The 24,678-nt window shown below is 59.2% G+C and carries 24 protein-coding genes; 15 read left to right on the forward strand and 9 right to left on the reverse strand.

Annotation, left to right across the window (positions count from 1 at the left end):
- Window positions 1-414: 414 nt before the first annotated feature.
- From VJZ71_05800 to VJZ71_05835, 8 genes are all read right to left on the reverse strand, one after another.
- Complete coding sequence (locus VJZ71_05800) at window positions 415-4,614, reverse strand: efflux RND transporter permease subunit (protein ID HKQ47561.1); 4,200 nt, start codon at window positions 4,612-4,614, stop codon at window positions 415-417.
- 30 nt (window positions 4,615-4,644) lie between these two features.
- Window positions 4,645-6,612: an efflux RND transporter periplasmic adaptor subunit gene (locus tag VJZ71_05805; GenBank protein ID HKQ47562.1), complete on the reverse strand. Its 1,968-nt coding sequence runs from the start codon at window positions 6,610-6,612 to the stop codon at window positions 4,645-4,647.
- Window positions 6,613-6,834: 222 nt separating this feature from the next.
- Complete coding sequence (locus tag VJZ71_05810; protein HKQ47563.1) at window positions 6,835-7,479, reverse strand: hypothetical protein; 645 nt, start codon at window positions 7,477-7,479, stop codon at window positions 6,835-6,837.
- Between the two features lie 1,490 nt (window positions 7,480-8,969).
- Window positions 8,970-9,287, reverse strand: a complete 318-nt coding sequence (locus tag VJZ71_05815) for a hypothetical protein (protein ID HKQ47564.1) — start codon at window positions 9,285-9,287, stop codon at window positions 8,970-8,972.
- Window positions 9,288-9,533: 246 nt separating this feature from the next.
- Complete coding sequence (locus VJZ71_05820; protein ID HKQ47565.1) at window positions 9,534-9,848, reverse strand: hypothetical protein; 315 nt, start codon at window positions 9,846-9,848, stop codon at window positions 9,534-9,536.
- Window positions 9,849-9,902: 54 nt separating this feature from the next.
- The gene (locus VJZ71_05825) at window positions 9,903-10,376 is read right to left on the reverse strand and encodes a DsrE family protein (GenBank protein ID HKQ47566.1); all 474 of its coding nucleotides are present in this window, start codon (window positions 10,374-10,376) and stop codon (window positions 9,903-9,905) included.
- On the reverse strand, window positions 10,373-10,753 hold the full coding sequence (locus VJZ71_05830; protein HKQ47567.1) for a glycogen-binding domain-containing protein: 381 nt from the start codon (window positions 10,751-10,753) through the stop codon (window positions 10,373-10,375). Before VJZ71_05830 ends, VJZ71_05825 begins: the two co-directional genes overlap by 4 nt.
- A 139-nt stretch (window positions 10,754-10,892) precedes the next feature.
- On the reverse strand, window positions 10,893-11,387 hold the full coding sequence (locus tag VJZ71_05835; GenBank protein HKQ47568.1) for a response regulator: 495 nt from the start codon (window positions 11,385-11,387) through the stop codon (window positions 10,893-10,895).
- Between the two features lie 284 nt (window positions 11,388-11,671).
- Here VJZ71_05835 and VJZ71_05840 point away from each other — a divergent pair, with 284 nt between their 5' ends.
- Entirely contained in the window at window positions 11,672-13,084 is a 1,413-nt protein-coding gene (locus tag VJZ71_05840) for a SpoIIE family protein phosphatase (GenBank protein ID HKQ47569.1), read from the forward strand.
- Here VJZ71_05840 and VJZ71_05845 read toward each other — a convergent pair.
- Entirely contained in the window at window positions 13,073-13,780 is a 708-nt protein-coding gene (locus VJZ71_05845; GenBank protein ID HKQ47570.1) for a hypothetical protein, read from the reverse strand. The two genes, VJZ71_05840 and VJZ71_05845, sit on opposite strands and share 12 nt — an antisense overlap.
- A gap of 1,253 nt (window positions 13,781-15,033) precedes the next feature.
- Here VJZ71_05845 and VJZ71_05850 point away from each other — a divergent pair.
- The 14 genes from VJZ71_05850 (at window position 15,034) to VJZ71_05915 (ending at window position 24,652) form a co-directional block, all read left to right on the forward strand.
- Complete coding sequence (locus VJZ71_05850; protein HKQ47571.1) at window positions 15,034-15,936, forward strand: ParA family protein; 903 nt, start codon at window positions 15,034-15,036, stop codon at window positions 15,934-15,936.
- Window positions 15,937-15,946: 10 nt separating this feature from the next.
- Window positions 15,947-16,435, forward strand: coding sequence for a hypothetical protein (locus VJZ71_05855; GenBank protein ID HKQ47572.1), 489 nt, complete (start codon window positions 15,947-15,949; stop codon window positions 16,433-16,435).
- Window positions 16,436-16,856: 421 nt separating this feature from the next.
- Entirely contained in the window at window positions 16,857-17,132 is a 276-nt protein-coding gene (locus tag VJZ71_05860; protein ID HKQ47573.1) for a UPF0175 family protein, read from the forward strand.
- Complete coding sequence (locus VJZ71_05865) at window positions 17,129-17,617, forward strand: DUF3368 domain-containing protein (protein ID HKQ47574.1); 489 nt, start codon at window positions 17,129-17,131, stop codon at window positions 17,615-17,617. Before VJZ71_05860 ends, VJZ71_05865 begins: the two co-directional genes overlap by 4 nt.
- 293 nt (window positions 17,618-17,910) lie before the next feature.
- On the forward strand, window positions 17,911-18,723 hold the full coding sequence (locus tag VJZ71_05870; protein ID HKQ47575.1) for an ArdC family protein: 813 nt from the start codon (window positions 17,911-17,913) through the stop codon (window positions 18,721-18,723).
- Between the two features lie 213 nt (window positions 18,724-18,936).
- Window positions 18,937-19,140, forward strand: coding sequence for a hypothetical protein (locus VJZ71_05875; GenBank protein ID HKQ47576.1), 204 nt, complete (start codon window positions 18,937-18,939; stop codon window positions 19,138-19,140).
- 16 nt (window positions 19,141-19,156) lie between these two features.
- Complete coding sequence (locus VJZ71_05880; protein ID HKQ47577.1) at window positions 19,157-20,155, forward strand: hypothetical protein; 999 nt, start codon at window positions 19,157-19,159, stop codon at window positions 20,153-20,155.
- Between the two features lie 466 nt (window positions 20,156-20,621).
- Complete coding sequence (locus VJZ71_05885; GenBank protein HKQ47578.1) at window positions 20,622-21,524, forward strand: hypothetical protein; 903 nt, start codon at window positions 20,622-20,624, stop codon at window positions 21,522-21,524.
- 24 nt (window positions 21,525-21,548) lie between these two features.
- Window positions 21,549-21,704 (forward strand): hypothetical protein, encoded by a 156-nt coding sequence (locus VJZ71_05890; protein HKQ47579.1) that lies wholly within the window; start codon window positions 21,549-21,551, stop codon window positions 21,702-21,704.
- Between the two features lie 510 nt (window positions 21,705-22,214).
- Window positions 22,215-22,667 carry a DUF2726 domain-containing protein gene (locus tag VJZ71_05895; protein HKQ47580.1) on the forward strand — a complete coding sequence of 151 codons (453 nt, stop codon included), beginning with the start codon at window positions 22,215-22,217 and terminating at the stop codon, window positions 22,665-22,667.
- A gap of 47 nt (window positions 22,668-22,714) precedes the next feature.
- Window positions 22,715-22,963 (forward strand): hypothetical protein, encoded by a 249-nt coding sequence (locus tag VJZ71_05900; GenBank protein HKQ47581.1) that lies wholly within the window; start codon window positions 22,715-22,717, stop codon window positions 22,961-22,963.
- Window positions 22,964-23,423: 460 nt separating this feature from the next.
- Entirely contained in the window at window positions 23,424-23,648 is a 225-nt protein-coding gene (locus VJZ71_05905) for a hypothetical protein (GenBank protein ID HKQ47582.1), read from the forward strand.
- A gap of 303 nt (window positions 23,649-23,951) precedes the next feature.
- Complete coding sequence (locus tag VJZ71_05910) at window positions 23,952-24,221, forward strand: hypothetical protein (protein ID HKQ47583.1); 270 nt, start codon at window positions 23,952-23,954, stop codon at window positions 24,219-24,221.
- A gap of 53 nt (window positions 24,222-24,274) precedes the next feature.
- Entirely contained in the window at window positions 24,275-24,652 is a 378-nt protein-coding gene (locus tag VJZ71_05915; GenBank protein ID HKQ47584.1) for a hypothetical protein, read from the forward strand.
- Window positions 24,653-24,678: the final 26 nt, after the last annotated feature.

Raw genomic sequence — 24,678 nt, forward strand, 5'->3', positions numbered from 1 at the left:
GCTCGAATCACAACCGGAGCATGCGATCCGCAAAGGATAATTCACTGAACCGGCGCGTCCGGCGGTAAGCACAGGTCGCAATCCAACCCCGCAGGCGCGCACGTTTGACACTTGACCTTCAGTGTCCCCTTCTCGCGGTAAATCGACATTTCCGATTTACACTCGGGACATTGATGGGCCTTGACGATCACATTGAACATCGTGTCCGAGTGCGGCGCTTGGCGACGAATGGTGCTCACCTCGTCGTAGCACTTCTGGCATACAATCCGTGTTCCGGACTTAGCCTGAGCCATGCGGTGTTCGGGCCGTTCACATCCTGCAAACACGACACCGACCAGACAAGCTGCCACCAAACATGCTGAGTACTTCGTGAACCGGTACATGATCATTCCTTTCCTAAAAATTCTCACTCAACTATGATGCCGCACCTGCGGCAACGCTGTCTTCAGTGACGGAATGCAATCGGCGCCATTTGCGGCACTGATACCAGTTGAAGATCACCGGCAGCAGCAGGTCGATGACTTCATCGGCGACTAGCAAACCACCGAGCACGGGCGCGGCCATCGGCCGCATTACCTCCGCGCCTACGCCCGTGGCCCACAGCATGGGCACCAAGCCGATGATCGTCGTGCCCTCGGTCATGAGCTTCGGCCGCAGGCGATGCACCGCGCCGGCGACAACGGCCTCGGTTACTTCGCGGATTGAGCTGATCTTGGCCAGTCCGCCACGGGTATTGATCGCGTCGTGGAGATAAATCAACATCACAATCCCAGTCTCCGTCGCCATGCCGAAGCAGGCGATGTAACCAACCCAGACGGCCACACTGAAATTGAATCCAAACAAGCTTTGGAAGATCACGCCACCGGCCAGCGCGCCCGGAACGGCCAACATGATCAACAGCGAATCACGAATGTCATTGAACGTCACATACAGAATGACAAAGATGAGCAGCACGACCAACGGGAAGAGGACTTGAAGCGTCTTTCGGGCGCGAACCTGGTGCTCGAATTGGCCGCTCCATTCGATGAAAAAGCCTGGGGGGAGCTTGACCCGTTCGGCGACCGCCTGCTGCGCCTCCTCGACGAAGCCGACGATGTCGCGGTCACGGACATTGAGTTGGACGTAGGACCGCAGCATGCCGTTTTCGCTCTTGATGACGCTCGGCCCCTCGACGACCTTGATGTCGGTGACTTCCGAGATGGGAATCTGATACGCCTGCCCGCCGCCCATGCCGCTGGCGGCCGCCGACCCGATGGATGCCAGCGACATCCCGGCGCCAGCGCCCATAGCGACACTATCCGTCTCGGCCGGCGACGCGCCACGGCGGCCAGTCACCAGGATGCGCCGCAGGGCCTCCTCGGTCTGCCAATAGTCGCGTGCGTAGCGGACACGTACCGGAAAGCGCCTTCGTCCCTCGACCGTGGTCATAATGCTCTTCCCGCCCATAGCCACTTCAATCGCTTCCTGGATGTCCCCGACATTCACGCCATAGCGCGAGGCCTTCTCTCGGTCGATGTCGATTTGCAGATAGCTCCGCCCCACGATCTGATCGGGGAACACATCAACAGCGCCGCGGATCCCCCGCAAAACGCCCGCCACTTGATTGGCGATACTCTGAATGCCCGGTTCCTTGACAACCGTCTTCTTTACGCCTTCCTGCCCCACCTCCTCGGTGAGGTCCTCCTGTCGTGGGCCGAATACCTTGACACCGATCATGGTACGCACGCCGGTCGCCAGCATGTCCACGCGATTGATGATCGGCTGCGTCCAGATGTTGCCCCAGCCGCCCATCTGGAGTTCGCTGTCCAATTCCTTGACCAGGTCGTTCTTGGTCTTGCGCCAGAGGAAGACATTGCTGGCGAACTGCGGCTCGCGCTCTTGGCGGATGCGCTGAAGATCCGCCGCGCTCGGCGCTTTGTCCAAGAGATTGCTGGCCTTTGCTTGTTTGGTGAGGTTCTCAATCAGCGACCAGACCATCGCCCCCCGGGCCAGGTCCTCGAGTTCCCAGTTGACCACCTTGACGCGGGCGACCCACTCATCATGGAGGCGTTGCTCAAAGGCATTGAAGAGTTCGCTGAATACGGTGCTTTTCTCCTCGCCGACCGCGGTCATTACGACATCTCTCAAGTCGTGCCAAAGCGACGGCGCGGGCAATAAAAGCTCCGGCTTCTGCTCCACCACGCCCATCGACGCCAGTCGGCCGGTCGCCTCCGTCGCCAACTTCGTCATCTCCTCGCGCCGTGGAACCTCAACCAGCAGCAGGCCGTGTGCTGAGGTCAGCGATTCGGCCAATTCGTCGAGTTGCGCCGCCGAGGGCTCTGCGAGAAGCTCACCCTTGCGCCGGAAGAGCGCGAGCAGGTCGTCTAGTGTCGCCCGGACAAGCTTCTTCGCCAGAACCGGCGCGTACTCTACCTGTCGACGATGCGCCAGTTCCCGCATGTTCCGGTCGAACTCGGTCATCGCGTCCATCGTGGCCGTGGAGGCGAGATTGCCCAGTTCGTCCGGCTTGGCTGCCGCGGAAATAAACCCTTCCGCCTGCAAAGCCGCCACTACGGCCCCGCCCTCCTCTTCGGCATCCTCGAAGCGCACCTTCCGCTTGGGCCACCACTCCTTCGGCCGCATCGTGACGATGGTCTCAATCATGTCGATTCCGGATGGATCCGTGGGAGTGTCGGCCCGGCCCGCCTTGCCCACGACCTGGTCGATCTCCGGAAAACTCAGCATGATCTGGTCCCGCATCCGCAGGTCCTCGGCGGCCTGTGTAATGTTCACCCGCGGCACCGTCACAGGCATATCCAGGACGCTGCCTTCATCCAATGGCGGCATGAACTCGCGGCCCAGCTTGGGGAAGCGCCACGCCCAGGTGGCGGTGGCCAGCAGCAGGACGAGCGCCAGCGCCATGCTGGACCACCGCCGGAAGAACACACACCCGAAGAAGAGCGCCAATATCGTGATGCCGATGAAGAGCGAGCGGCTGCCGATGAATCCGGCGGCCAGGACATAAAGGAAGCCGACAAACCAGATGCCCGCACCGGGAACCCGCATCAACCAGGTCAACACCGGCTTATAGATGTTGATGAAGCTGCGGACAATCCAGTTCTGCTGTTCGGAGCGCAAGCGCCCTCTTATCAGGATCGGGATCATGGCGGGCACGAAGGTGATCGCCAGACAGGCGACCCCGACCATGGCGAAGGTCTTCGTGAACGCCAGCGGGTGAAACATCTTCCCCTCCGTGCCGCTGAGCGCGAAGACGGGGATGAAGGAGACCAGCATGATCATTACTGAAAAGAAGATGGGCTTGCCGACCAGGCGGCAGGATTTCACCACGATCTCCGTCGTGTCGCCGGTGATGCGGCCCGCGCCCCGTTCCCCGGTCAGGCCGTGGATAGCGTTTTCAACCATCACGATGGAGGCATCCACGAGAACGCCGATGCTGATGGCGATCCCCGAGAGGGACATAATGTTGCTGGAGACTCCGAGGTAATACATCAGGATGAACGACACGAGCGCGGCGATGGGTAAAGTAACGCAACAAAGCAGCGCGCTGCGAACGTGGCCAAGGATGAGGATGACAACGATACTGGCGACCAGGATCTCCTCTTTCAACGTACCGATAAGCGTGTGAATGGCGCCCTCGATCAGCCGTGTGCGGTCATAGAACGGCACGATCCGCACGCCGGGCGGCAGCCCCGGCTGTAATTGCTCGATGCGCTGCTTGATGGCCTGCGTCACGGTCAATGGGTTTTCGCCGTAGCGCATCATCACGACGCCGCCGACGGCCTCCTGATTGTTCTTCTCCAACATACTGCGGCGGTATTCAGGGCCGAGTTGCACCGCGGCCAGACTGCGTACGTAGATCGGCACGCCGTCGCGCTCGGCGACGACGACGTTTTCGAGATCCTTCACGCCGCGCAGCCAGCCGACGCCGCGAATCAGGTACTCGGCGCTATTCTCGAAGTAGACCTTGCCGCCGACGGCGATGTTGCTGCGCGCCACGGCGCTAAACACGGAACCGAGCGCGAGGTCATACGCTCGAAGCTTTTCTGGATCGACGTCGATCTGATACTCGCGGACGAATCCGCCGACGCTGGAGACCTGAGCCACGCCGGACACGTAGAGTTGGTAGCGAACGTACCAATCTTGGATCGCCCGCAATTCGTCCACGCTGTAGCCATCGCCCTCCACCGTGTACCAGAAGATCTGTCCGAGCGCGGTTGAATCCGGCGCCAGATACGGAACAACGCCGGCCGGAAGGAACGTGCCGGCGATATTGAGCCGCTCGAGAACGCGCGTGCGGGCGAAATAGAAATCAGTCTTTTCGTCAAAGATGATGTTGATCATCGAGAAGTTGAACTCGCTCGATGACCGCACTGCCTTGATACCGGCCAGGCCCTGGAGGTTTACGGAAAGCGGATACGTAATTTGATCGTCTATTTCCTGCGGCGATCGGCCCATCCAGTCCGTGAAGACGATGACCTGGTTCTCCGACAGATCCGGGATCGCGTCGATCGGCGTCTTTATGACGCAATAGACGCCCCAGACGGCCACGGCAGCGGTCAGCAGGATGACGATGAATCGGTTGCGAACGCAGTATTCGATGATCCGGGGCACCATGATGCGGCTCCTGCCAGACTACTTCATCCGCTATCCACCGTGCTGATGTTGCTTCTGCTCTCCGCCGGATGAGCCGCCGCTGGCGCCGAAGTACTGCACGCCGGCAGCCGGATTAAGACGGTTCTCGGCATCGACGATGAACGCGCCCGCCGTGGCCACGCGCTCCCCAGCCTTCAGCCCCGACTCCACGGGGAAGAAATCGCCGGCCTTCGGGCCTAGCCGTACTTCGAGCATGTCGTAGGTTCCCGGCGCGCTCTCGCGATACACCACCGTGCGCGTGCCCGTGTTGATGACGGCGGTCGCCGGAACTGCCAGGACCTTTTCGACTCGCACGAACTTCATGGGGAACTTGTCAATCGGACATTCGCGCGGCTCCTCGAAGAGTCGGTCCGGGTAGATCGGACAGAAATACCCCTCTGCGAACTCGCCGCTCTGATGGCCGGCCCCGCGCCGAATCCTGCCGGTGACCTGCCCGCACCGTGGCATCTCTGATCCGTAATAAGGGTTGGCGACTTCCTCCGATGTTTGCAGCCAATCGGCGTCCACCATCGGGCAATGAACCGTGAAGAGCGTCACATCGACCGGCGGGCGAGCGCGCAGAAGTTCGATGGTCTTCGCGCTAAGCGTCTTGAGAATGCCGCGCTGGCCCTTCAAGTCCGCGCCGGTCATCTTCTTGCCCAGTGCGGCGATCTCCGAAGCCAGCGATTTGACCGGCTCCTCGGCGTGCTCCGTGAGGGCCTTCGCTTCGTGGCCCACGTGCGCGATGGCGCCTGAGTCGGACTTGTCCTTCGCCAACAACTCCACGAGTGCCGCATAAGCGCGGGCCACGCCGTCGGTGGAAGGGCCGCTCGCTCGGGCCGGCGCCGATGTCGTAGCCTCGACTACGCGGCCGACCGGCAGACGGATGCTCGCGTTCGCGTACATGCCCGGCTTGAGTTTGAAATCCGGATTGCTGATCTCAACGCGAGCAGCCAGCGTCCGCGTTGCCGGATCGACCGTATACGAAATGAACGTAATCGTCCCGGCGAAGATCTCGTTGGGGTATGCAACACTGGTGACTTCGACTGCTGTGCCTACCTGCACGCCGCTGATCTGGTCCTCGAAGACCTTCGCCTGCATCCACACATTGCTCAGATCGGCAATTGTGAGAACGTCCGTTCCCTCGTCGACGTATCCCCCTTCCAGCACTTTTTTCTCGGTGACGATCCCCTCGATCGGCGAATAGATTGTCAGGTGCGTGTCCGCCTTGCCGCGCCGGATGATCTCCTCGACCTGAGCCTCAGTGATGCCCCAAAGGACGAGTTTTCGCCGGGCCGCTTCCAGAACCGACGCGCCGACCGCCGTGTCAAATTGGCTTCCGGCGCGGTCCTCCCTCATCTGGCGCATGGCCACGAGCAGTTCGTCCTGTGCGACGAGCAGATCGGGGCTGTAAATCCAAACCAACGGGTCGCCCTTGTTCACCTTTTGGCCGACATAGTTGACGATCAGCCTGTCGAGACGCCCCTTAATCCTCGACGCAATGAACGCTCGGCGAGTCTCATCATATTCGACGATTCCAACGGTCCTGATCTCTCGACTCAGCAGCCGCCGCTCGACCGCCGACGTGGCAATGCGGCCCATCTGGACCTTCTGCGGACTCATCTGGACCTGCGCCAGCACGCCTTCAGCCAGTTCCTTGCGTCCTGTCTTGGCGCGTTTCGCCAGCGGCATCCCGCAGATCGGACAGTTGCCAGGCTCGCCGCGGACGATGTTGGGATGCATCGGACAGTAGTATTCGATCTCCTGAGCCTGCACCGTCTCAGGCATTTCGGCCGGTCGGCGCCATCGGTCGTAATAGTTCTGGAGCCGCTCCCAGTTGGCCGCGACCAAACCGACCAGCACCATCAGGAAGATGAAGCGCAGCCGCACGTTCATAATTCGAACGAACGCCCAGACCCGCCCCATGACCGACGGATGCGAGGAACTCAGGAGTCCCGACGAAGGTCGTTCTTCTGACATCGTTTCAACCTTTCGTTACCGCGGCCAGGCGCAGGATATCTAACGTTGACCGCCGACGGGCGCGCCCCTGTTGAAACGACTCGGTGAACTCAGGAGCGGCCCGCGGCGGATTTCGCATTGCCGCGAAAACAAGTTGTAACGTAAGAGAAGACCGAGTCGTTTCAGTATTCAGAGCAAAAGAACGTGGACGCCTGGCCAGTCATTGGGCGCCCAATATAGCCATCACGGTGCCTTTTTCGTCAGGTCCAGACGGAAACCTTGCTCTTCCAGCTTGGGTGCAAACTGACGCGGGTCCTTGTGAAACTTGTCCGGGCAATCCTTTGAGCAAAAGAAGACGGTTTCACCGGCCGGAGCTGTAGCCGAGATCTGTGGGGCGATGGGCTTGCCGGTGACAGGACAGTTGTTCTGATACGTATAACTGTTGGCGAGGTTTGCCGCGTACTTGGCTGGGTCCTTTTCATATTTGCCGCGGCAGTTCTGGCAGCAGAAATACACCTTGCTTCCCTTATCCTCAATGAAAATGGTGCTCTTGACCGCCTCCCCGCTAAAAGGACAAATAATCTGAGTCCGGGGAAACTGGGCTAAGGCCTTGCGCTGGTCCGTCACCTTGTCAACGAATTTCTTGGGCTCCGCGTTGAACTTCTTGATGCAGTTTGGGCAACAGAAGAAAACTGGCCCGTTTTCCGAACTGGTTTGCACGGCGAAGCTGATTGGCTGCCCGCCGACCGGACAGTCGGGAAGGGGTCGCCCCGCCACCGTTATCGCCTTCGGCTTCGGGTTGGCCTGAGATTGCGCGAGAGCAACGATCAAGCTAATGCCAATGATGGGTACTCCGACGAGTACGATTGTGGTTCCGAGTCGTTTCATGATCGATTCACCCTTTCGTTTCTTGAACGCCTCATGCCGACGCCCGTTGACTCGCCTCTTCATGCCTGCAACTCACGCGGGCGATGACCGCCGGGACCGCCCCGGCTTTTTCGCGAGGAACGGGCGGCGGCATTAACGTTCATCCGATGGTTTGATGCACGGACCGGCTAAAATCTTCCCGCAGCTTGCCGAAGAGCATCAAAAGACCCGATTCAAGGAAAAGAGCAGCTAGCCCTCCTGGATCGTTGGCCTTGACGCGTAAGGAGGGTCACAGCCGGTTAGATCCTCCGGCCGGGCTTGCATCGGTCACAAGGAAGGCCCTCTGTAGCACATCGCGCGCACCTGACCCTTAGGCTGCCGCGCCTTACGCCAGCCGCACACACAACCCAAACCAAAAACGCGCCACGTCTTAGGGCTTAGACCCATGCACATGATCCGCCTGAGCCTTGGCGGCGGAACCATCGGTTAAACCCGCGGGAGCCGATGTCGCCGAAATCGTCGGCACATTGGATCCTATTGGCGCCTTTTGGCCGCACCAAGCACCACGCGCTTCTGAAAGCACCCGCAAGGTAGGTGACTGCTGGGGACGCGCAGTCCCAGGCTCGGTAAGAGACATCGGCTTTGAAAGTCGAGGGGGCAATCTATAGGCGCTCCTCAGAATAGTCTCCCGAAGTACCGAGTCCCAATCCGTGTTCTCAATTCCCGAGAATGAGCTAAGGCCATCAGCGCCATCGCCTTTAGAAGCTTCATTCTCGAGAGCGCGACTACGCCAATCAGCAAGGGAGTCATGGCCGTAGTGCTGGTTAAGAGAAAGCGGTTGGCGGGTAAAATAACTATTTATGTTCCGTCCGGCCATTTGCTGTCCATAGCCATCCATCAGATTGGAAGAAGACATCCCGCCATTGATTGGACTTGACCAGCGCGTCGATTGTGCCCAACCCATAGAGCGCGTGAGGCTTGACGCGAATGCGCGATTGTCGACGAAATTGCTTAATCCCGTCGCGGTGGCGGGATGAAATCCGTGGCTATTACCCGGGGAGCCGGACAACCGCGGAGTTCCATAAAACGATTTGTGGGCATCGCCAAGATGATTACCGCCCCAGGTGCGTCCGTTGCCGATCGTGCGACCTGCGGCGTGTCCCCCAATAGTATGGCCCCCACCGACATGAGTCGCCGACAAACCACTACCGTGACCACTCCCATGACCGCCCCCATGACCGCCGCAAGAGCCGCCACCCCCACCGCATTGAGCTTGCAATGCGCCAGGGAAAACTAACAAGGCCAGTCCGAAACAAGCCGCTACCCGTACATTGACTACCATCCAGTCGATTGACATATTGCACCTCACTCTAACTACCGATCGATAAGGGCCAGCCGCGCTACTCGAGACCATGCTGAGTGTCCTGGCTCTTTGTGCTGCTCCCTTAACAGACACTTGCCGTCTTGAGGAAAGTTTCTTGCTTCAGTCATCCAAGCCGACGACGAAATCCTCATGTAGCAAGATTCGCCTGCCACCTCCTTAGTGCGCCAGCTACAAGCCGGCCACGCCAACCACCATATTCGTTGGCCAACGATATCATGTCGCTTCGAATGAACTCATCGCCATTTTTGAAGCACGCAAAAAGCTCTGCGCCAAGGCGTCCCCAGAGCCGCATCCAGGATTTGAGATTGTCGATGGCAGGAAGCTGACACCCAGCCACATGAAGCAACAAGGGCCAGGCTGAGCGATGGAACCAAGTATATTCGTGCGGTCCCAACGCTTCAAATCCGCACGGCTGGAATTCAGTTGGCATTGACGTGCTGTTCATGGCTGCTCCCCAGCGTTGTGGTGCCATTCGAATATGCGTCCGTTGCCTGAGTGGTTACCGGATGGGTTCCGCTGTCGTGCTTCATCAATCCGCTGCCGCACATGGTGCCATGGGTTTTGTGGGACTGCGATACTCGATCCATGAGTCCGCCAACTCCCATGCACATGCAACCAACTGCCGATACGAGCACCAGCGTCATGATGCCAAGCCACAAAACCCGGAAAACTCTATCTGCCATAAAGGCACTCACCCCAGCAGCAGCGTTACCGCCTCGCGCGTCGAGGGCTCCGCGCTACTCACTGATTCGGGCTCCCCATACCGCGCAGAAATGTCGGAGGCAATCTCAGAGCGGGATCGGCTGTCCGGGTCAAAATCTAACACCGCCATGCACTCACGAAACAAGCGACAGCGCGGGCGCGAACAGCGCGCCACTGCTAGGGAAAAATGAGGTTCATGCCCCTCGTTGCGCTGCCGCGCGTGAATGACCTGAATGTCGGGCAAGTCGCCGGATTCCGGCGGCTTGCGGACGGCACAATCGCTGGCAGCATGAACGTCGAGCATGGGGCAAATCCCCTGAGTGGCCGCAAGAGTATTCAGGTCCCAATCGGCTTCCACCTAATAGTCTAGAATCTTGTGTGCGCTAAGAATCGCCCGCGACAGGTCTTCAACATCTGCCATCCTGGCACCCTTACGCAGATGGTCCGGGCTGATTTCCGCTACTTCAGAACAGTGATGGCACACAAGAACCTGGCCACCGTTGTCAACGAGCGATTTGTAAATCTCTGAGAACGGTCGGAATCCGGGCACTGGCCTTATCGCTCCGGCAATCTGGTCATCGGCAAGGCGTACAGCCCGAAGCTCCAAGAACAGCGTCACATTCGCCCCACTGTGCTGTAGCCGATCGGCAAGTTCAAGTGCCATGTAGGTCGCGTGAATTTCCGCGGTGTACTCTTTCATATGGATGAGAATGCGCTGTGTGTCTTGCGTCGTTGCTACCGGAGGTTGTGCTTGCGAAGCCAAGCCCGCGACGGCAATTCCGATCGTCAGCAAGAGAAAGGCGAAACACCAAGTCAAATGAGGCGGCTTCATAGGATTCCCCTCTCCAAACCCCCGACTTGCGATACCATTAGCGCGGCGCGATCTGTTTCGCTTTCCCGCTCATCCCGCGACGGAATGTCGATCATGTGGTTCATCGTTCCAAAGAGATTGGGCACGCAGTTCGGGTCCATTTCATCCTCGGAGTTTGGTTCACAACACCAGTGCCCATCAACGACGAATTTGAATTCATACCGCCCCGGAGGCAGATTCAGCGTGATGCGCCAGGTTCCGTCCCTCGCTCGCTCCATCGGCGTGGCTGATTCGTCCCAATTGTTGAAGGTACCCGCCAGGAATACTGCCTTCGCTCCGGGCGGCCGGCACTCGAACAGAGTTCCGTGGGCCGCCTTCTTATAAACCGACTTCATCATGACACGCTCCTTGAATTGTCAGGGAATCCACTGGGCAGGTCGTTGGCAAAGTCCCGAGCCGGCCCCAAACCACGATGGCCCAGCCGTGGAATCAATCGCCGGGTCGCCCCGCGGGCTGGCAATGGGGCAGAGCTGTCCATCATCGTTTTTGATGCACGAAGCGGCGAACTTCTTCGCGCGGATTCTGAGCCGCATTACCGTCCTGTATGGAGGGGGCACCAAACGAACCGCCGTTCCCGCTTGCCAGAGTCCCCCGCGGGGATTCGCCGATCGTGACGCCGACCTCCAATGCCCTGGCGATCGCTTCAAACAACCGTTTAACCGGCCCTGGCCAGTGCACGATGTCCCTCGCCCCAAGCGTGCGAGCCATCCGGGCACTACGAGGGGCTTCAAAACGAGACAGCCCGATCACAGGGGTTCGCGGGTGGAAAAACCGTAGCCGCGCCAACACGGCGGTTGCACTTCCATTGTTTCCACCGTAGTCCATGACAATCAGGTCGGGCTTACGGCCGCGAAGCAACCTTTCCGCTGCAAGACCGCCGTGAGCCGCGACAACCTTGTATTTGCCCGCCAGGATTGCGCAGAGTTCGTGGCGAAGCCGCCGGCAGTGATAGAGCAGAAGAACTGTGCTCATCGCTTATCCTCCCTAAGCTGTCGGTTATCCGCGTTATCAGTTGGATGCGAAAGCAAGCTCTTTTCTTCCCACAACTCACATATTCGAGTGGAAGGCGCGTTTGGGTACACGGAGGCATCGACGTGGAAGAAACCCCGTCTCTCCTGCATCAAACCAACAGCGCACTATTGCGAGGTAACGACCAGCGCGCAGGTGGTGACGGATTGGTCAAAAGGTAACGCATGCGTCATCAATTCGGAGGTGCCCCTGGCCCCGTGCGCCGGGTTCCGAGGATCTGGGATACCTTGGCCTTCCGCATCGGGGTACTTGTAAACCTTGCGGTGCTGTTGGTTCTCGGCATGGCGGCCGTACTCGGCTATCAACAGAAACGTGCCTCGCTCCTTACGGCTGAAGCGGAGCGGCTGAGAGAAGAAGCGAAGGTCATTGCGGTCGCTCGCGCTAAGATGCCGGATCAAGAGGTTTTCCGAAGTTTTCTCGATGAATTCTGCCATCAAATGAGCGTGGCGGTCTCACCGGGACATCACATCATCGCGCTCGATGAGAAGGGCCAGATTCTCTTCAGGGCCCATGCACGGGCGAAAGCGACGCTTGAGGCGGAAATGGTAAGGGCGGCACGCGATGGAACTCAGCAATTCACATCGGGTGCGGAGGGTTTCATCATAGCAACCGCACCCACCAGCGGACGCCTCATGATTGCTGTCGCGCAGTCAACCGATCAGATCCGAGAGACGATTCGGCAGGAAGCGGTTGGTCGCGCCATGAGTGTGGTCGTTTTGAGCCTGTTGATTTTCGTTGTCACCAGTCTTGGCCTGCTCGTTTGGGTTCGTCAGCCGATCGCCAACTTGTTGGAAATCGTCCGGCAGATTGGCGCGCGCGCCTTCGATGTTCGCGTGAAAAGTATGGGCACTACAGATCTCCGGTTGCTAGGAGACGGCGTTAACACCATGGCAGAGTCGCTGGAACGTGTCGAACGCGCGAGGCTGTCCGAAATGCTCCGCGCCAAGGAGATTCAAGAGCGCCTATTGCCGGTGCTGACCGACGAAGTCAACGGGTTCCGATGCGCGGCACAGTTTCTCCCCGCGGATAATGTTGGAGGCGACCTCTTTGATATCATTCGTCAGAAGGACGGATCGGTCTTGCTCGCTGTATTGGACGTGTCCGGACACGGCGTTGCCGCGGCACTCTACACGGCGCTCTTGCGCACCGTCTTCAGGTACGAGGCTGAACGGGCTCAGGACCCTGCTACGGTACTCGCCGAAATAAACGCACGATTGCACGCGGTTACTCGCCTCGAAGACTTTGCGACCTGTTTCCTTCTCCGAATCGCCCCTGGAGGCGATCTCGTGTCTTATGCAAGAGCTGGTCACGATCCCGCGGTACTGATCCGCGCGGATGGAACAACGCAGGAACTCGAAATCGGAGGTCTGCCCCTCGGAGTTTTGCCATCAGTTTCTTATGTGTCGTCTCAAGAGAGAATCGCTTGCGGCGATCGGCTCTTCCTCTACACGGACGGATTACACGAGGTCTTCGACAAGGAAGGCACACTCTTTGGTCGGGAGCGGTTGAAAGACTTGCTGCGCGGCACCATATCGTTTGCCCCGCCTGATCAAGTCCGTCATGTAATTGAACATGTCCGCCTGTTCGGGCACGCAACCGACCTCGCAGACGACGTGACATTGATCTGTTTAGCCAAATAAGATGGATGAATCACACGGCATCGGAGAGCCTAAACGTTTCCATGCTTGCGATCGATCATCGACAAGCACACTCGTTTTCGCGTCACAATTCATCGCAAGAGATTGTTCCACGAGCCGGCGAATGTGCGCAACCTGAGTATCACTTTCGGTCAAGTCCGTCACTCGCGAATCGCCGTACCGGTCTTGTTCCGGCGGCAATTCGGACTGGCTTTCTCCCCGCGTTCCCACAAGAAACCGGTGCTCAGAGGTTTGTTTCAGACGGGCATTTGCGGCATCCTCGTCGTCCTGTGTGATGAAGTGCCAGAGCTTTCGACGCGCCAACGTGGCGAACAATCCACACGGATTCCGCGTGCCGATGGCTTTCGCGTGCTCGGCCGCCGCGAAGAAGCGAAGTCGATCGCACTCAGAGGTGCTCACGAGCCTCGCGATGGCTGCCTGCCTGAAAAGCTCCAGGAGCCGCGTTGGATCTCGGAGGTCCTCAGCCACCACGTGCCGAAGCGTCGGTGTTGTTCCCCTTCCATTTTGCTTGAAAACACCAGCCGGCCCGTGCGCGGGTTTCTGGTGTTGATCAAATCTCGAAGAGAGTTTCTTGTCTTTATAAGGGGGTGCTGATCCGGTGGTGGAAAACGCCGGACGGGGTGATCGTTTGCCGCTCCGACTTGTGTCATTTCTCGACCAATCGAGGTTGATCCGCATACGCTGGCCGAATCGATTCAGGTAAGTTTGCCGCCGGACGAGTGGCAGAAGCCAGCCGATCGCCACCAGGTGTTGCCGGGCTGACTTGACGTTACGAAGACTCACACCGAAAACATCCGCGATCCACGATGCCTTGCACGATCCCTCCGGTTCGCAGCGACCGTTTCGGTAATAGAGGCAGCGAAGGAGGTGTGCCAGGATGGTTGCAATCACGACGCGCCGCGCGCCACCCGCGATGAGCCGGATGATACGACGTGGTACCGGCACTAGGCGCCGATGGTTCGGGACGTACGCAAAGACCAACTCCAGATCAAGATCTTCATCCGACAAGTCGGGCTTGGGGAACGTGATGCATGATTCGCCCCAGATGACAAGCCCCGATTTTTCAAGCCGACTGGCCGCGTGGCGGATATGTTCGCCCCCTGCTCCGCCAACCAACGACCGGACTTCGTCAAAGCTGTACTTCGGCCGGATGCCTTTTTTAGCCACGCAGCGCCTCGCCACGAGTTCAAGGCACGCGAACCATACCCTGAGGTCCAAAAGACGCAGATCGCCGCGCCTGTAGGCAGCCCAGGCCCTCAAAAGCGATGTTCCCGAGACAAGGCAGAATCCCCCAGCCGGTTTTCGCGGTGGGGCATCCCCTGCCCCGCTTAATTTTGATTCCATGAGTATCCTCATTCAACACACGAAGAGCGTTCACCCAAATTTCGGGCGGCGTAAGATACACGACATCGATACAGCGATGAGATAACTCTTGACGGAGTCGAAGGGCGCGGGCTAAGTTGAACGTGCGAGATTCACTTGGCCTTGCGATCTCCGGCCCTGCCGCAGATTCTCAAGCTACGAAAGAGGCGACCCAACGGTCGCTTTTTTCGTTTTTTGATGTTGGCGCTACGTCATACGCTCTCCAGAATTTGCACGGCGCCGGGCGGGAACAATTTCCCGCTCCTTCCGCCGATCATTCCAGCTCTTGCACGCCTGCAACTACCTGACAAGACACAATCTTCTGCATGCGCTATCGAATCCCCGCATGCCGGAATGCGGGCATTCGGGAGTGCGGGAGTTCACGCACGCGGGCACGCAGGATTGCGGGCATGCGGGACCGGTTCCGCCAGAAAATCCCATCTTGTTCAAATACTTGATTCATGATGGAACGGAGGAATGCGGGCGCGCGGGTGTTCGGGCAGGCCCGATCGCGGGCCAGCAGCCATGCGGGCATTCCCGCAGGCGGGATACGAATCAAGGAGGCAAACATGACGAATTCAAATCAAAAGAGCGTGGCGATCGCCGTTGGAAACCAGAAGGGCGGTGTAGGGAAGACCACCAACACCGTTCACATTGCCGCGGCGCTTGGACAACAGGGGTTTCACTGCCTGATCATGGACCTCGATCCTGCGGCAGGAGCGACGAAGCACTTGGGTATTCCCGTCAATAGTTTCGCAGGGACTCTGGAGCTTCTCACCACCGATGAAACGGTGGACACTCTCGCCATTGCCGAAAACATGCCGCAAAACGTGCACCTTGTTCCCTCGCGACCGCAGCTTAGCGAAATCGACAACCTCGTTTCCAAGTACGTGGACCGCACCCGGATTCTCGAACGTCCCATCGAGCAGGCGAGGGCGAAGTACGATTTCATTTTCCTCGATACAGGACCATCGGCCGCCTTCACCACCACCGTCGCGGCCTACTCGACCGCCGAATGGTTCTTGCTATCGGCCTTCCCGCATCCGCTTTCACTAGGCGGCTTGACCGAGGCCTTCAACGACATCGCCGACGTTCGCAAGCATCGCAACCCCGGCCTGGAGGTTCTGGGGGTTGTGTTTACGAATGTCGATCGGCGGGCCACGAAACTTCGCGCTCAACTGGAGGACGTGGTGAACGAAGCACTCCCCGGCCGGCGCTTCGACACATCGATCTCGCAGGCCGTGATCCTTCCCGATGCCTCGGGCCGCGGAAAGACACTCTTTCAGTTTCCCAAGTTCGAGAACATTCCCGTCGCTCAGCAATATCTGCGGCTCTCGATAGAGGTCGAACACCGCGTGCGACATCGGGAGGAGTTTCTGCAGGGCATATTGGGGGCTCCGCCCTTTGCCGCTTTCGGCATGCCCGACAGCGAGGCCGAGCAAGTCGCACCGGCATTGGCAGCCAACGAATAGGTGAGGGGATATGGCCAAACCGCTCCGCACTCTGCCGCCTTCATCATCCATCGCGAGGCTCTTCGACCTCGACGCCGCCGCACGAGCCGTCGCAGCGCCGGTCGTGACGCAAGAGACGACGGAGAGCCAGCCAGCGCAACAACCAGAGCCAGTCCTGTCCGCCAGGATTCCCGCCAGCCCGGCTCCAGCGATCGCTTCGCCACACATCAAGCGCGAATTCGTTTTCACGCCTGCGTCGGAGGCCACCTTCTCGCAACTCGTCGAGATCTACCGCCGAACCACGGGAACAAAGCTCACCGCGAGTCACGTCGCCCGTGCTTTGATGAAGGGCGTCGCTCACTGCATGGAGTACCTCGAAAAGGAAGCCAAGCGAATCGGACCGCTGAAATTGCCCTCCAATGCACGCGGAAAGGAGTTCGAGCGAGATCGCTTTGAGGCCCGAATCGCCGATGCCTTCATCACGGGTATCCGCTCCGCGCCCGCAATCGACCGCGAGTGACATCGGCCCAGCACGCGGCATGCGCTTGATTCGAGATTCACCGGCCGTTATCTGTTGGGCATGAATCCAAGCACACAGTCGCCATCGCCGTTTTTTCACTGGCTCTCCGTAAACCAGATACGCAAGATGCAGCGGATGCGCCGCCAAACTGTGATTCTTGCTATGGAATCCGGCGAGCTTCCGTTCGAGCGCCGTGGGCGGATTCGCTTCGCTCGGCTCGCCGACGTACTCGCTTGGGAGGAACGCCGTCTTTCGCATCCCGAGACACTCAGCACATTCACAATCCATCCCGATCTCGCCGATCTTGCTGGATAGCCGACACCCATCACTCGCCAAAGACGCCCTCAAGTTGCCCGCCGCTCCCGCGATTCGTCTGGCGAATTGGACTTGATTGCGGTATAATTATTTGACGAGGCGCACGATGCAGACGCTTAATTTCCCAGGACCCATAGAAGAAACGCTCAAAAAGGCGTTCGGGCAGGACCTCGACCAGGCCGCGCTGGAGGCGCTGGCGATTGAGGGCTATCGCTCCGCCAAACTCACGGCGGGCGAGGTGGCCAAGATTCTGGGACTTGCCACCTCCATCGAGGCCGTGGATTGGCTTGGCCGTCACGGCGTCGCCCTCAACTATTCGCTCGAAGACCTTGAGCAGGACCGAGCGACCTTAGCGAAGCACTTCCCCGAGTTGGCGCGATGATCGTTGTGTCCGATGCGAGCCCGCTGAATGTGCTCGTTCGAATCGGATTCATTGATACCCTTCCCAAGCTCTTTCAGATCGTTTTCATTCCCCCCGCTGTCGCCGCAGAACTCACCCATGCCGGGACGCCCGAGCCCGTTCGAAGCTGGCTCGCCTCAAAGCCCTCGTGGCTGACGATCAAGGCCCCGAGCCGCATCGATACGACGTTGGAATTCGACGACGCGGGAGAACGCGAAGCGATCAGCCTTGCCCTGGAGATCAAGGCCGACCTCCTCCTCGCCGACGACCGCAAGGCCCGCAAGGCGGCGCTCGCCCGCGGCCTCGCCATCACCGGAGCGGTCGGCGTTCTCGAAGCCGCTTCCGCCAAGGGCCTTCTCGACCTTCCCGAAGCCTTCAAGCGTCTCCGGACCACCTACTTCATCGTCGCTGAAAGCATTCTTGCCGAAGCGCTACGGCGCGATGCCGCTCGAAAAGGCGCCACTTAAGCCGACTCCCGTCGGCGCTGGTTGAAGGCACTCCATTCGACCGTTGACGAGCTTGCTCACTTTCTGATCGCTCCGCCTCCGGCCCGCTCCCGGCTTGACGCCGCCGGTCCGGGCTTGCATCGGTCGCGCCAGGCACACTTCGTTCTTCGCCTTCGGCTCCGGCCTGTCACGCCCGCTGCCATCAGCCCGCCCCTGGAGCGGCCCGGACGCGTCGCTCTTGTCCGTCCGGTTTGGGATTTGGTTTCCCACGGTTTGTGAGGAAACACAAAACCCCAAACACGGAGGACAAGACCATGAAAGTAGAGCAAGCCAAACAACTCGCCGAAGAGGCCCTCAACCAACTCATCGCCGACGTGGAGCGCGGCGGAAGCGACGCCTTCAAGGCCTATCTCGCCACGATGGCCCGCTTTCACCGCTACAGCTTCGGCAACTGCATGCTGATTGCGATGCAACGACCCGATGCGACGCACGTGGCCGGATTCAACCGCTGGAAGGAGATCGGGCGGTACGTGAAGGCCGGCGAGAAGGGTATTGTCATCATCGCGCCGATGCTGCTCCGGAACAAAGCCGACGAGGCAAAGGGCGAGCCGGCCACGGACGAGGCCGCCGAAAAGCTCTTGCGGTTCAAGGCCGTGTACGTCTTCGATGTCAGCCAGACCGACGGCCAGCCGCTGCCCGAGCTCCACCGCGTCGGCGGCAATCCCAACGGTCATACCGAGCGGCTCAGGGACTTCATCGCCAAGAGTTCCATCGCCCTCGAATACTCCGACGACATCGGTTCTGCCGACGGTGTCTCCAAAGGCGGAACCATCGTAGTTCGCACCACGCTCAGCCCGGCCGAGGAGTTCTCTGTGCTGGTGCATGAACTCGCCCACGAGATGCTGCATCGCACTGAGCGACGCAAGGAAACCACCAAGACCATCCGCGAAACCGAAGCCGAGGCCGTCGCGTACGTCGTCTCTCAGGCCATCGGCCTCGACACCAACGGCGCTGCTGCCGATTACATCAAGCTCTACAATGGCGACAAGGAGACGCTCACCGAATCGCTCGACCACATCCAGAAGACCGCCACTGCCATCATCGAGGCCATCAGTGGGGAGCCATGAGGCGTCGCCTCCCATGCGGCATGGTTGCCCGCCATGCCGTAATCCACCCGCGTCAAGACCCCCACAGAACAGGGCAGTTCTCAAAACTCATCACACTCAAAAACTCTTGTCTGGATGCTCCAGCCTGTCTTCCACCACCTTGAATCGAGCCCAGGGCGTGGTTACAATAGTGCATGTCGGTCGTAAGGCGAGTCTTGAAATAGGAGCACCATCATGTCGGTTCTCGTGAAGCTGGCTGGCCGCAGGATCCCCGAAGACCGTTTGAATTCAGATCCCCCACAATCCCCCGACTTGGCGGATCTTTCCTATGAAGATTATCTCTGGCATGTACATGTTCACGAGACGATGACCTCCTCCACCTTTTCGGCGTCAACAACATTTGGTTCCGACAACGACGCCGACGATAAGGACAAGTGAACTTCTCGGCCTAATAATGATCATCGTGGTCTCGTACCATGACGACCCCCATGCCGTACTGGTAGAGAAGGCCATTCGAGAAAGCGGCTTTTCAGATACCGTGTGGCTTGACCTGGAGCGCGTTCTCGATGAACTGCGCCTCGTGGTTGCGCCTGCCACTTGGACACTCACCGATCGAAAGTCGGGCAAACTCGTCTCTGCCCATGATGCCCGTACGATCTGGTGGCGCCGTACTGGGAAGCTGCCTACCCCCAATTCTCACGCAGACCTATCTCAGGCTGACTTTGTCGAGGCATATTGGGCTACGCGCTGGCTAATGGAATCTCTTCCGGATCGTTGCTTTCCTTTTGGTCATCCCCGTCACCTTCGGGTTGCCGAGAACAAACTCCTTCAACTTCAGGTTGCCCAGAAGGTCGGCTTTAAGTGCCCCGACTACTACATAGGCAATGACCGGGCGCAAATCATGGAATTCTGTCGCTCGCAAGAGCGATGCGTCGTTAAGCCACTTTACCTAAGCGCAGTGCGAGAGGGTACAAAGGACGCATTTACATTCTACACGACTGCGATTGAGTCGAGTACTCTCTTAGAATCGCTTGCCCAGCAAGAAAAAACCGCAATGCTTTTTGTCGAGACCTGCATCCAAAAATCCCGAGACGTGCGCGCAATCGTGTTTCCTGATGGAACGTATTTTGCATGCGAAATTGACAGCTCCACTCTCCCGTCTGGCGAAGTTGATTGGCGTCCCACCACTATGACTCACCCACATGTCGAATGTCAGCTACCAGCAGATGTATTGTCGAAGGGAATGGATTACCTTCGAACGATGCGTTTATCGAGTGGTTCCTTTGATTTTGGCATCACAAGCGACGGCCATTGGGTATTCTTTGAATGTAACCCGAACGGACAGTGGCTGTGGATGGAGCTAAAGACAGGGGTGCCGCTTGCGCGGCGCTTCGCCTCGATACTGACAGATCATCACCAAGGTAGTCTCGGTGGTAGCTGGCCGACAGATTGACCGATAAGCCCTGAAATAGGCGCAGAACAACTGGATAGTTGAATCCAGTATGTGGCAACAAATGATGCAGAGTTCGTTGGTCTCGTGAAAGATATGCTTGCGTTGCAAGTAAGTAGCACATCCACCAAGGATCGACACTGAGGGTTTCGGCGCGACACACGCAAATAGCTTCACTAATCAATTCCCCACCGATTCTGACGTTGCCACGCAACGATTCCAATTGTGCGAGATGAAACGCGTCTAGCGACATCAGGTAATTGCGATCCATGACTATTCAGATTCAAGTCGGCCAATGCTGGATTCTGGACCGGGACTGAAGTACTTCACGCCCCAGCTTGCTTTGGTGAGGATTCAGACGAATCTCCCGCTTGACTTGTGAATGCCGCTGCCGCGGGGCGCTGATTCATGCCGCGCTCCACACGTGTCACAACCTCCGCACAACTCCGCATAACATGGCATAGTTGTTATGACCCGTCACACGCAGCAACTTTTTGAGTGGGCGCAGGAATCACCCGACGCCCCGGTGTCTTCGCCGCGCGCATCGCCAGGGCCGCAGCCGGTGAAGCCGGACCTCCAAGCCAACCTCGAAACACTTCGAGCACCCGAATGGTCGGATGTTCCGCTCGCGAGGCCCTTGCCAGAGGCCGTCACCCAGGGAGTCTTTGGCGCCACCACCGACGGTTCGATGGAACCCGATGATGAAGAAATTCGCGGCATGACCGAGGAACATGGCCGCGAGATGGTCGCCATCCTCGCCGACATTCAGGCCGTCGAGGATGCGCGGCGAACAGGTGAAGACCCACGGACCGGCAAGCTGCCGCGAAAGCCCGAAGCCGAGGTGAAGCTTCGCGAGTTTCTTGACCAGGAGGAGCCGAGGCTTCGCTCCGCCTACGCAGCGGCACTTGACGCCTACGCGAAAGGCTTCGGTCCAGAGGCGACAGCGGCGCTCGATAGTTGGGCGCGAAAGACCGTCGCCGATTGCACTATTGAACCGAATGACCGTTACGACCCCAGTCATCCCTGGCACTATCTGGCCGAAGGCGACGCCGCCGCCCCGGTCCCCGTCGATGCGATCGAGCCGGACATCGACGTGGGGAAGTTCATCGAGCGGGAACTGCCCAAGAACCACGTCAAGCGGAAGGAAAAACTCCGTACGCTGCTGGAGCAGGAAAGCCAGCGCGTGGCCCACGATAAACGACGCTATCAGGAAATCGTCGAGCGGGGCGCAGAGGCACTCTCGCGGTACGACCGCGAGATCGCCCACACCGGCGACGAGATAGCCGTGGCGACGGCACTTGCGTTGAAGCACAACCACATCCGCTATGGCCTTGGCCGCGTCGCGTGGCTCCAGCGAGCGCTTGCGCCGTGACCATTTTCTTGGCATCATCCGGCGATGCGACTCTCCAAGGAAACAAATGACAAGCTCGAAGGTGTGTTGTGGCGTCTTCAAGAAGCCGCCAAGGACATCGAGGCGAAGTTCCCGTTCAAGGCCCAGTGTCTGCGCAGTAGTGCCGACACCATTGACCTGTACTATATGGCCCGGGAGTGAAAGAGGAGTTTTTCATCTCGCTGCCTTCCGGCCAATACTTGGTCAACTGTAAGGCGTTTGTGCTCGGCTCGACGGAAAGGCTTTACGTCGAAGGAGCGCCACTCGATCCGTAAGAGTCTCCGTCTCCAACCTTGATGTCGATGAAATCTGAAGCCGCGCTACCCAAATCATTGCTGGTGCGTTGCCGCCGATCTACCAGCTTGTCCAATGCATGAGCCCCCGACTCTGCACCGATCCGGCAGGGTAGGTGAGGGCAGGGGAGTGGGTCAGGTCTTCACCGGCCTGCCTCCATCGTCCGCCCTCGTCGGGGGCCCCTCTGGTGAGCCCCGACGACGACGGCCGAATACGGCAGGCGAGCATGAAGGATTTGAGTAGCAGCGCATCGCGTGCTACACGTTGAGGATGGGCAGATTCATCCGTCGTGCCAGCAGGTTCCCTCGGCTCCGCCGATTCCGACGCGCGCGGGGGCGAAGAATATGGAACTTCAGCAGTCGGCGACAGCGCAGATCCATGCCGTATACCAGCCGGGAGACGTTGCTGTCGAGAGGGGAGGCGGCGTTTCATGGACCGCTGCAGGAGGCCGTGGGCGGACAGTATCTCATCATGTGCAAGGTTCGGGTCGCCGATGTGCTTACCTGTACCGATGCCGATTGGCGGCGGGGGCACGGCGGCGCCATCTCCCAGAAACACCTGGACTTTGTGCTCTGCGAGCCGGCGAGTACCCGGATCGTATTGGCCATCGAGTTGGATGACCGCTCCCACGAGGCCGAACATCGCCGCCGGCGTGACCTGTTCCTGAACGAGGCTCTCGAAGTCGCCGGGGTGCGGCTCCTGCGGGTCAAGGCCCGCTCGAACTATTCCGCGGCGATCATCCGGACCTTACTCGACGCGGCGATCGGCCGCTCCTTCCCCGCCGAGAGCTCCATCCCCGCTACGTCACACGAACACGCCCCCACACCATAACCATCTTCACAGGTGGATTGTCCGACCTCCGGAAAGGATGGTGCGTTATGCCGAAGAACGAGAAGAATCGCCCGGTGCGGGAGATCCGTTACGGAAGCGTCAAGGTCCTGGTCTGGGAGAACGAGACCCAGAACGGTTCGATGCACAATGTGACGGTCTCGCGGTTATACAAGGATGGCGAAGAGTGGAAGGAGACCTCCGGCTTTCATGCCGAGGATCTCCCCATACTCGCCAAGGCCCTCAACGACGCTCACTCGTGGGTTCACGAGCAGGCGGCGGCGAAGAAGGCCTCCTGAATCGCCAACGTCTCGAAGGGTTTTTTTCAACAAGGACAACTCGAACAGGTTTCATGTGAGGTCCGGGCACCACCTGCCTACTTTCACGACCCGTATGCACAATCAAATCGCCCCGCTAAGCGGGACTCTGTTTTCGCCGGGGATCGTCTCGGCTCCGGTTGCGGCATCGCAAGGGCCGCGCCGGCCTTCGGCCGCCCGCTTCGCGGGCCGCTCCGCGGTCACGGTCCTTGCCATGATGCCGCTGCCCTCCACCTTCGACTCGCCCCGCGTTCATCCAAGCGGAATCGAGCAGTAGCTCGATCCCTAGTTTTCGCTTTTCCCTGGGGCCGGTTTTTTCCGGCAAGAACAGTGACCGAAAAAAACCGACCCCGACGGGAAAAGCTGGTTTTGGCTGGCGATGACCCGCGGACAACGTGCCGGCGCGCTCGGGGTAGTGCCGGCTCGATTGGAGATGAACAACATGAACGGTGAATTGAAACCCACATTCCTTCCCGAAGACCTTCGCTCGGCCCTGTACGTCGTTCTGGAACGCGTCCGGCGTGCCGAATACTTCGACCTCCTGGTGCGTGACGATTTGCTGGGCGACGCCCTGGAAGTGGTCCGCTGCCACCTCGTCGGCATCGCCGCCGCCGATGACGACGGTGTTACAGAGCCCCAAGTCCGCGGGGAGGGCTGGAGCTTATGAAAAGCAAAGACAACACGATTGATGACGCCGCTTTGGTAGAGCTAAGTAGCGGTGCCTTCCAAGGTCATTTCGGGGGATGTCCACATTGCGGATACAGCGAGGGACCACACAACGTCGGCCGAGCCCATTGGCTGGTGTGTCCAGAGCACCGCGTGCGGTGGTGGATTGGTGAGAACCTCTTCAGGGGATGGCGGAGCGAAACCCCCGAAGAGTGGGAAGCCACTGAGCGATGGCTGAGCGGCTTCCAGATTGTCGACCCAGTCTATGAGGATGATTCGAAACTGGTCGGGGAGGCCGACAGCGATGGCCGTTAGGTTCGAACTGGGAAGGACCGTCATCACGCCTTCGGCTCTGAACATCCTGCAACCCGAGGATGTGCATGCTGCGTTGCAGCGGCACGCCGGCGGCGACTGGGGCGAGTTGAGCCAGGAGGATTGGGCGGAGAACGAGCTTTCGCTCGACCAAGGCTTCAGGCTTCTGTCGGTCTATCGGGACCGCCATGACCGGAAGTTCTGGATCATCACCGAGGCCGACCGCTCGGCGACGACCATCTTGCTGCCGGACGACTACTGACATGAACCCGCCGCCTCAGATTCAGGGGCGGCTTTTCAAATAGGATCCAAACCATGAAATACGAAGTCGAGCTAAGAAGAGCCTTTTCGCAATGGGGAAGGACCACCATCGAGGCGGAAAACAAAGGCCATGCCCATGTCGTTGCGTGTACGCTGAAGGCCAGCGACATTGAGACCTGGAGGCCGCCGGAAGACTTCCTGGACATCGTGTCGGTCACCGAATGGGACGGGGAGGGACGCTGTGCCGGCGAAGACTCACCTTACCGCCTTCCGCCCCCTATCCGGGAGGCCCTGCGGGCCGTCATCGAGTATCTGTACGACGACGAGGCCGAGGACTACCAGACCCTGACGAAGTCGGAACAGGACGGGCACATCTTCGCGTCTGTCCTCACGCTCAACCGCTGGCTCCGAGGGCCGCAGCGCGATAGGTAGGAGGTTCCAGACGTTGAGACGGTCGG

Source organism: Phycisphaerae bacterium (assembly GCA_035275405.1).
In the GTDB taxonomy this organism is placed as follows: Bacteria; Planctomycetota; Phycisphaerae; order UBA1845; family UTPLA1; genus DATEMU01.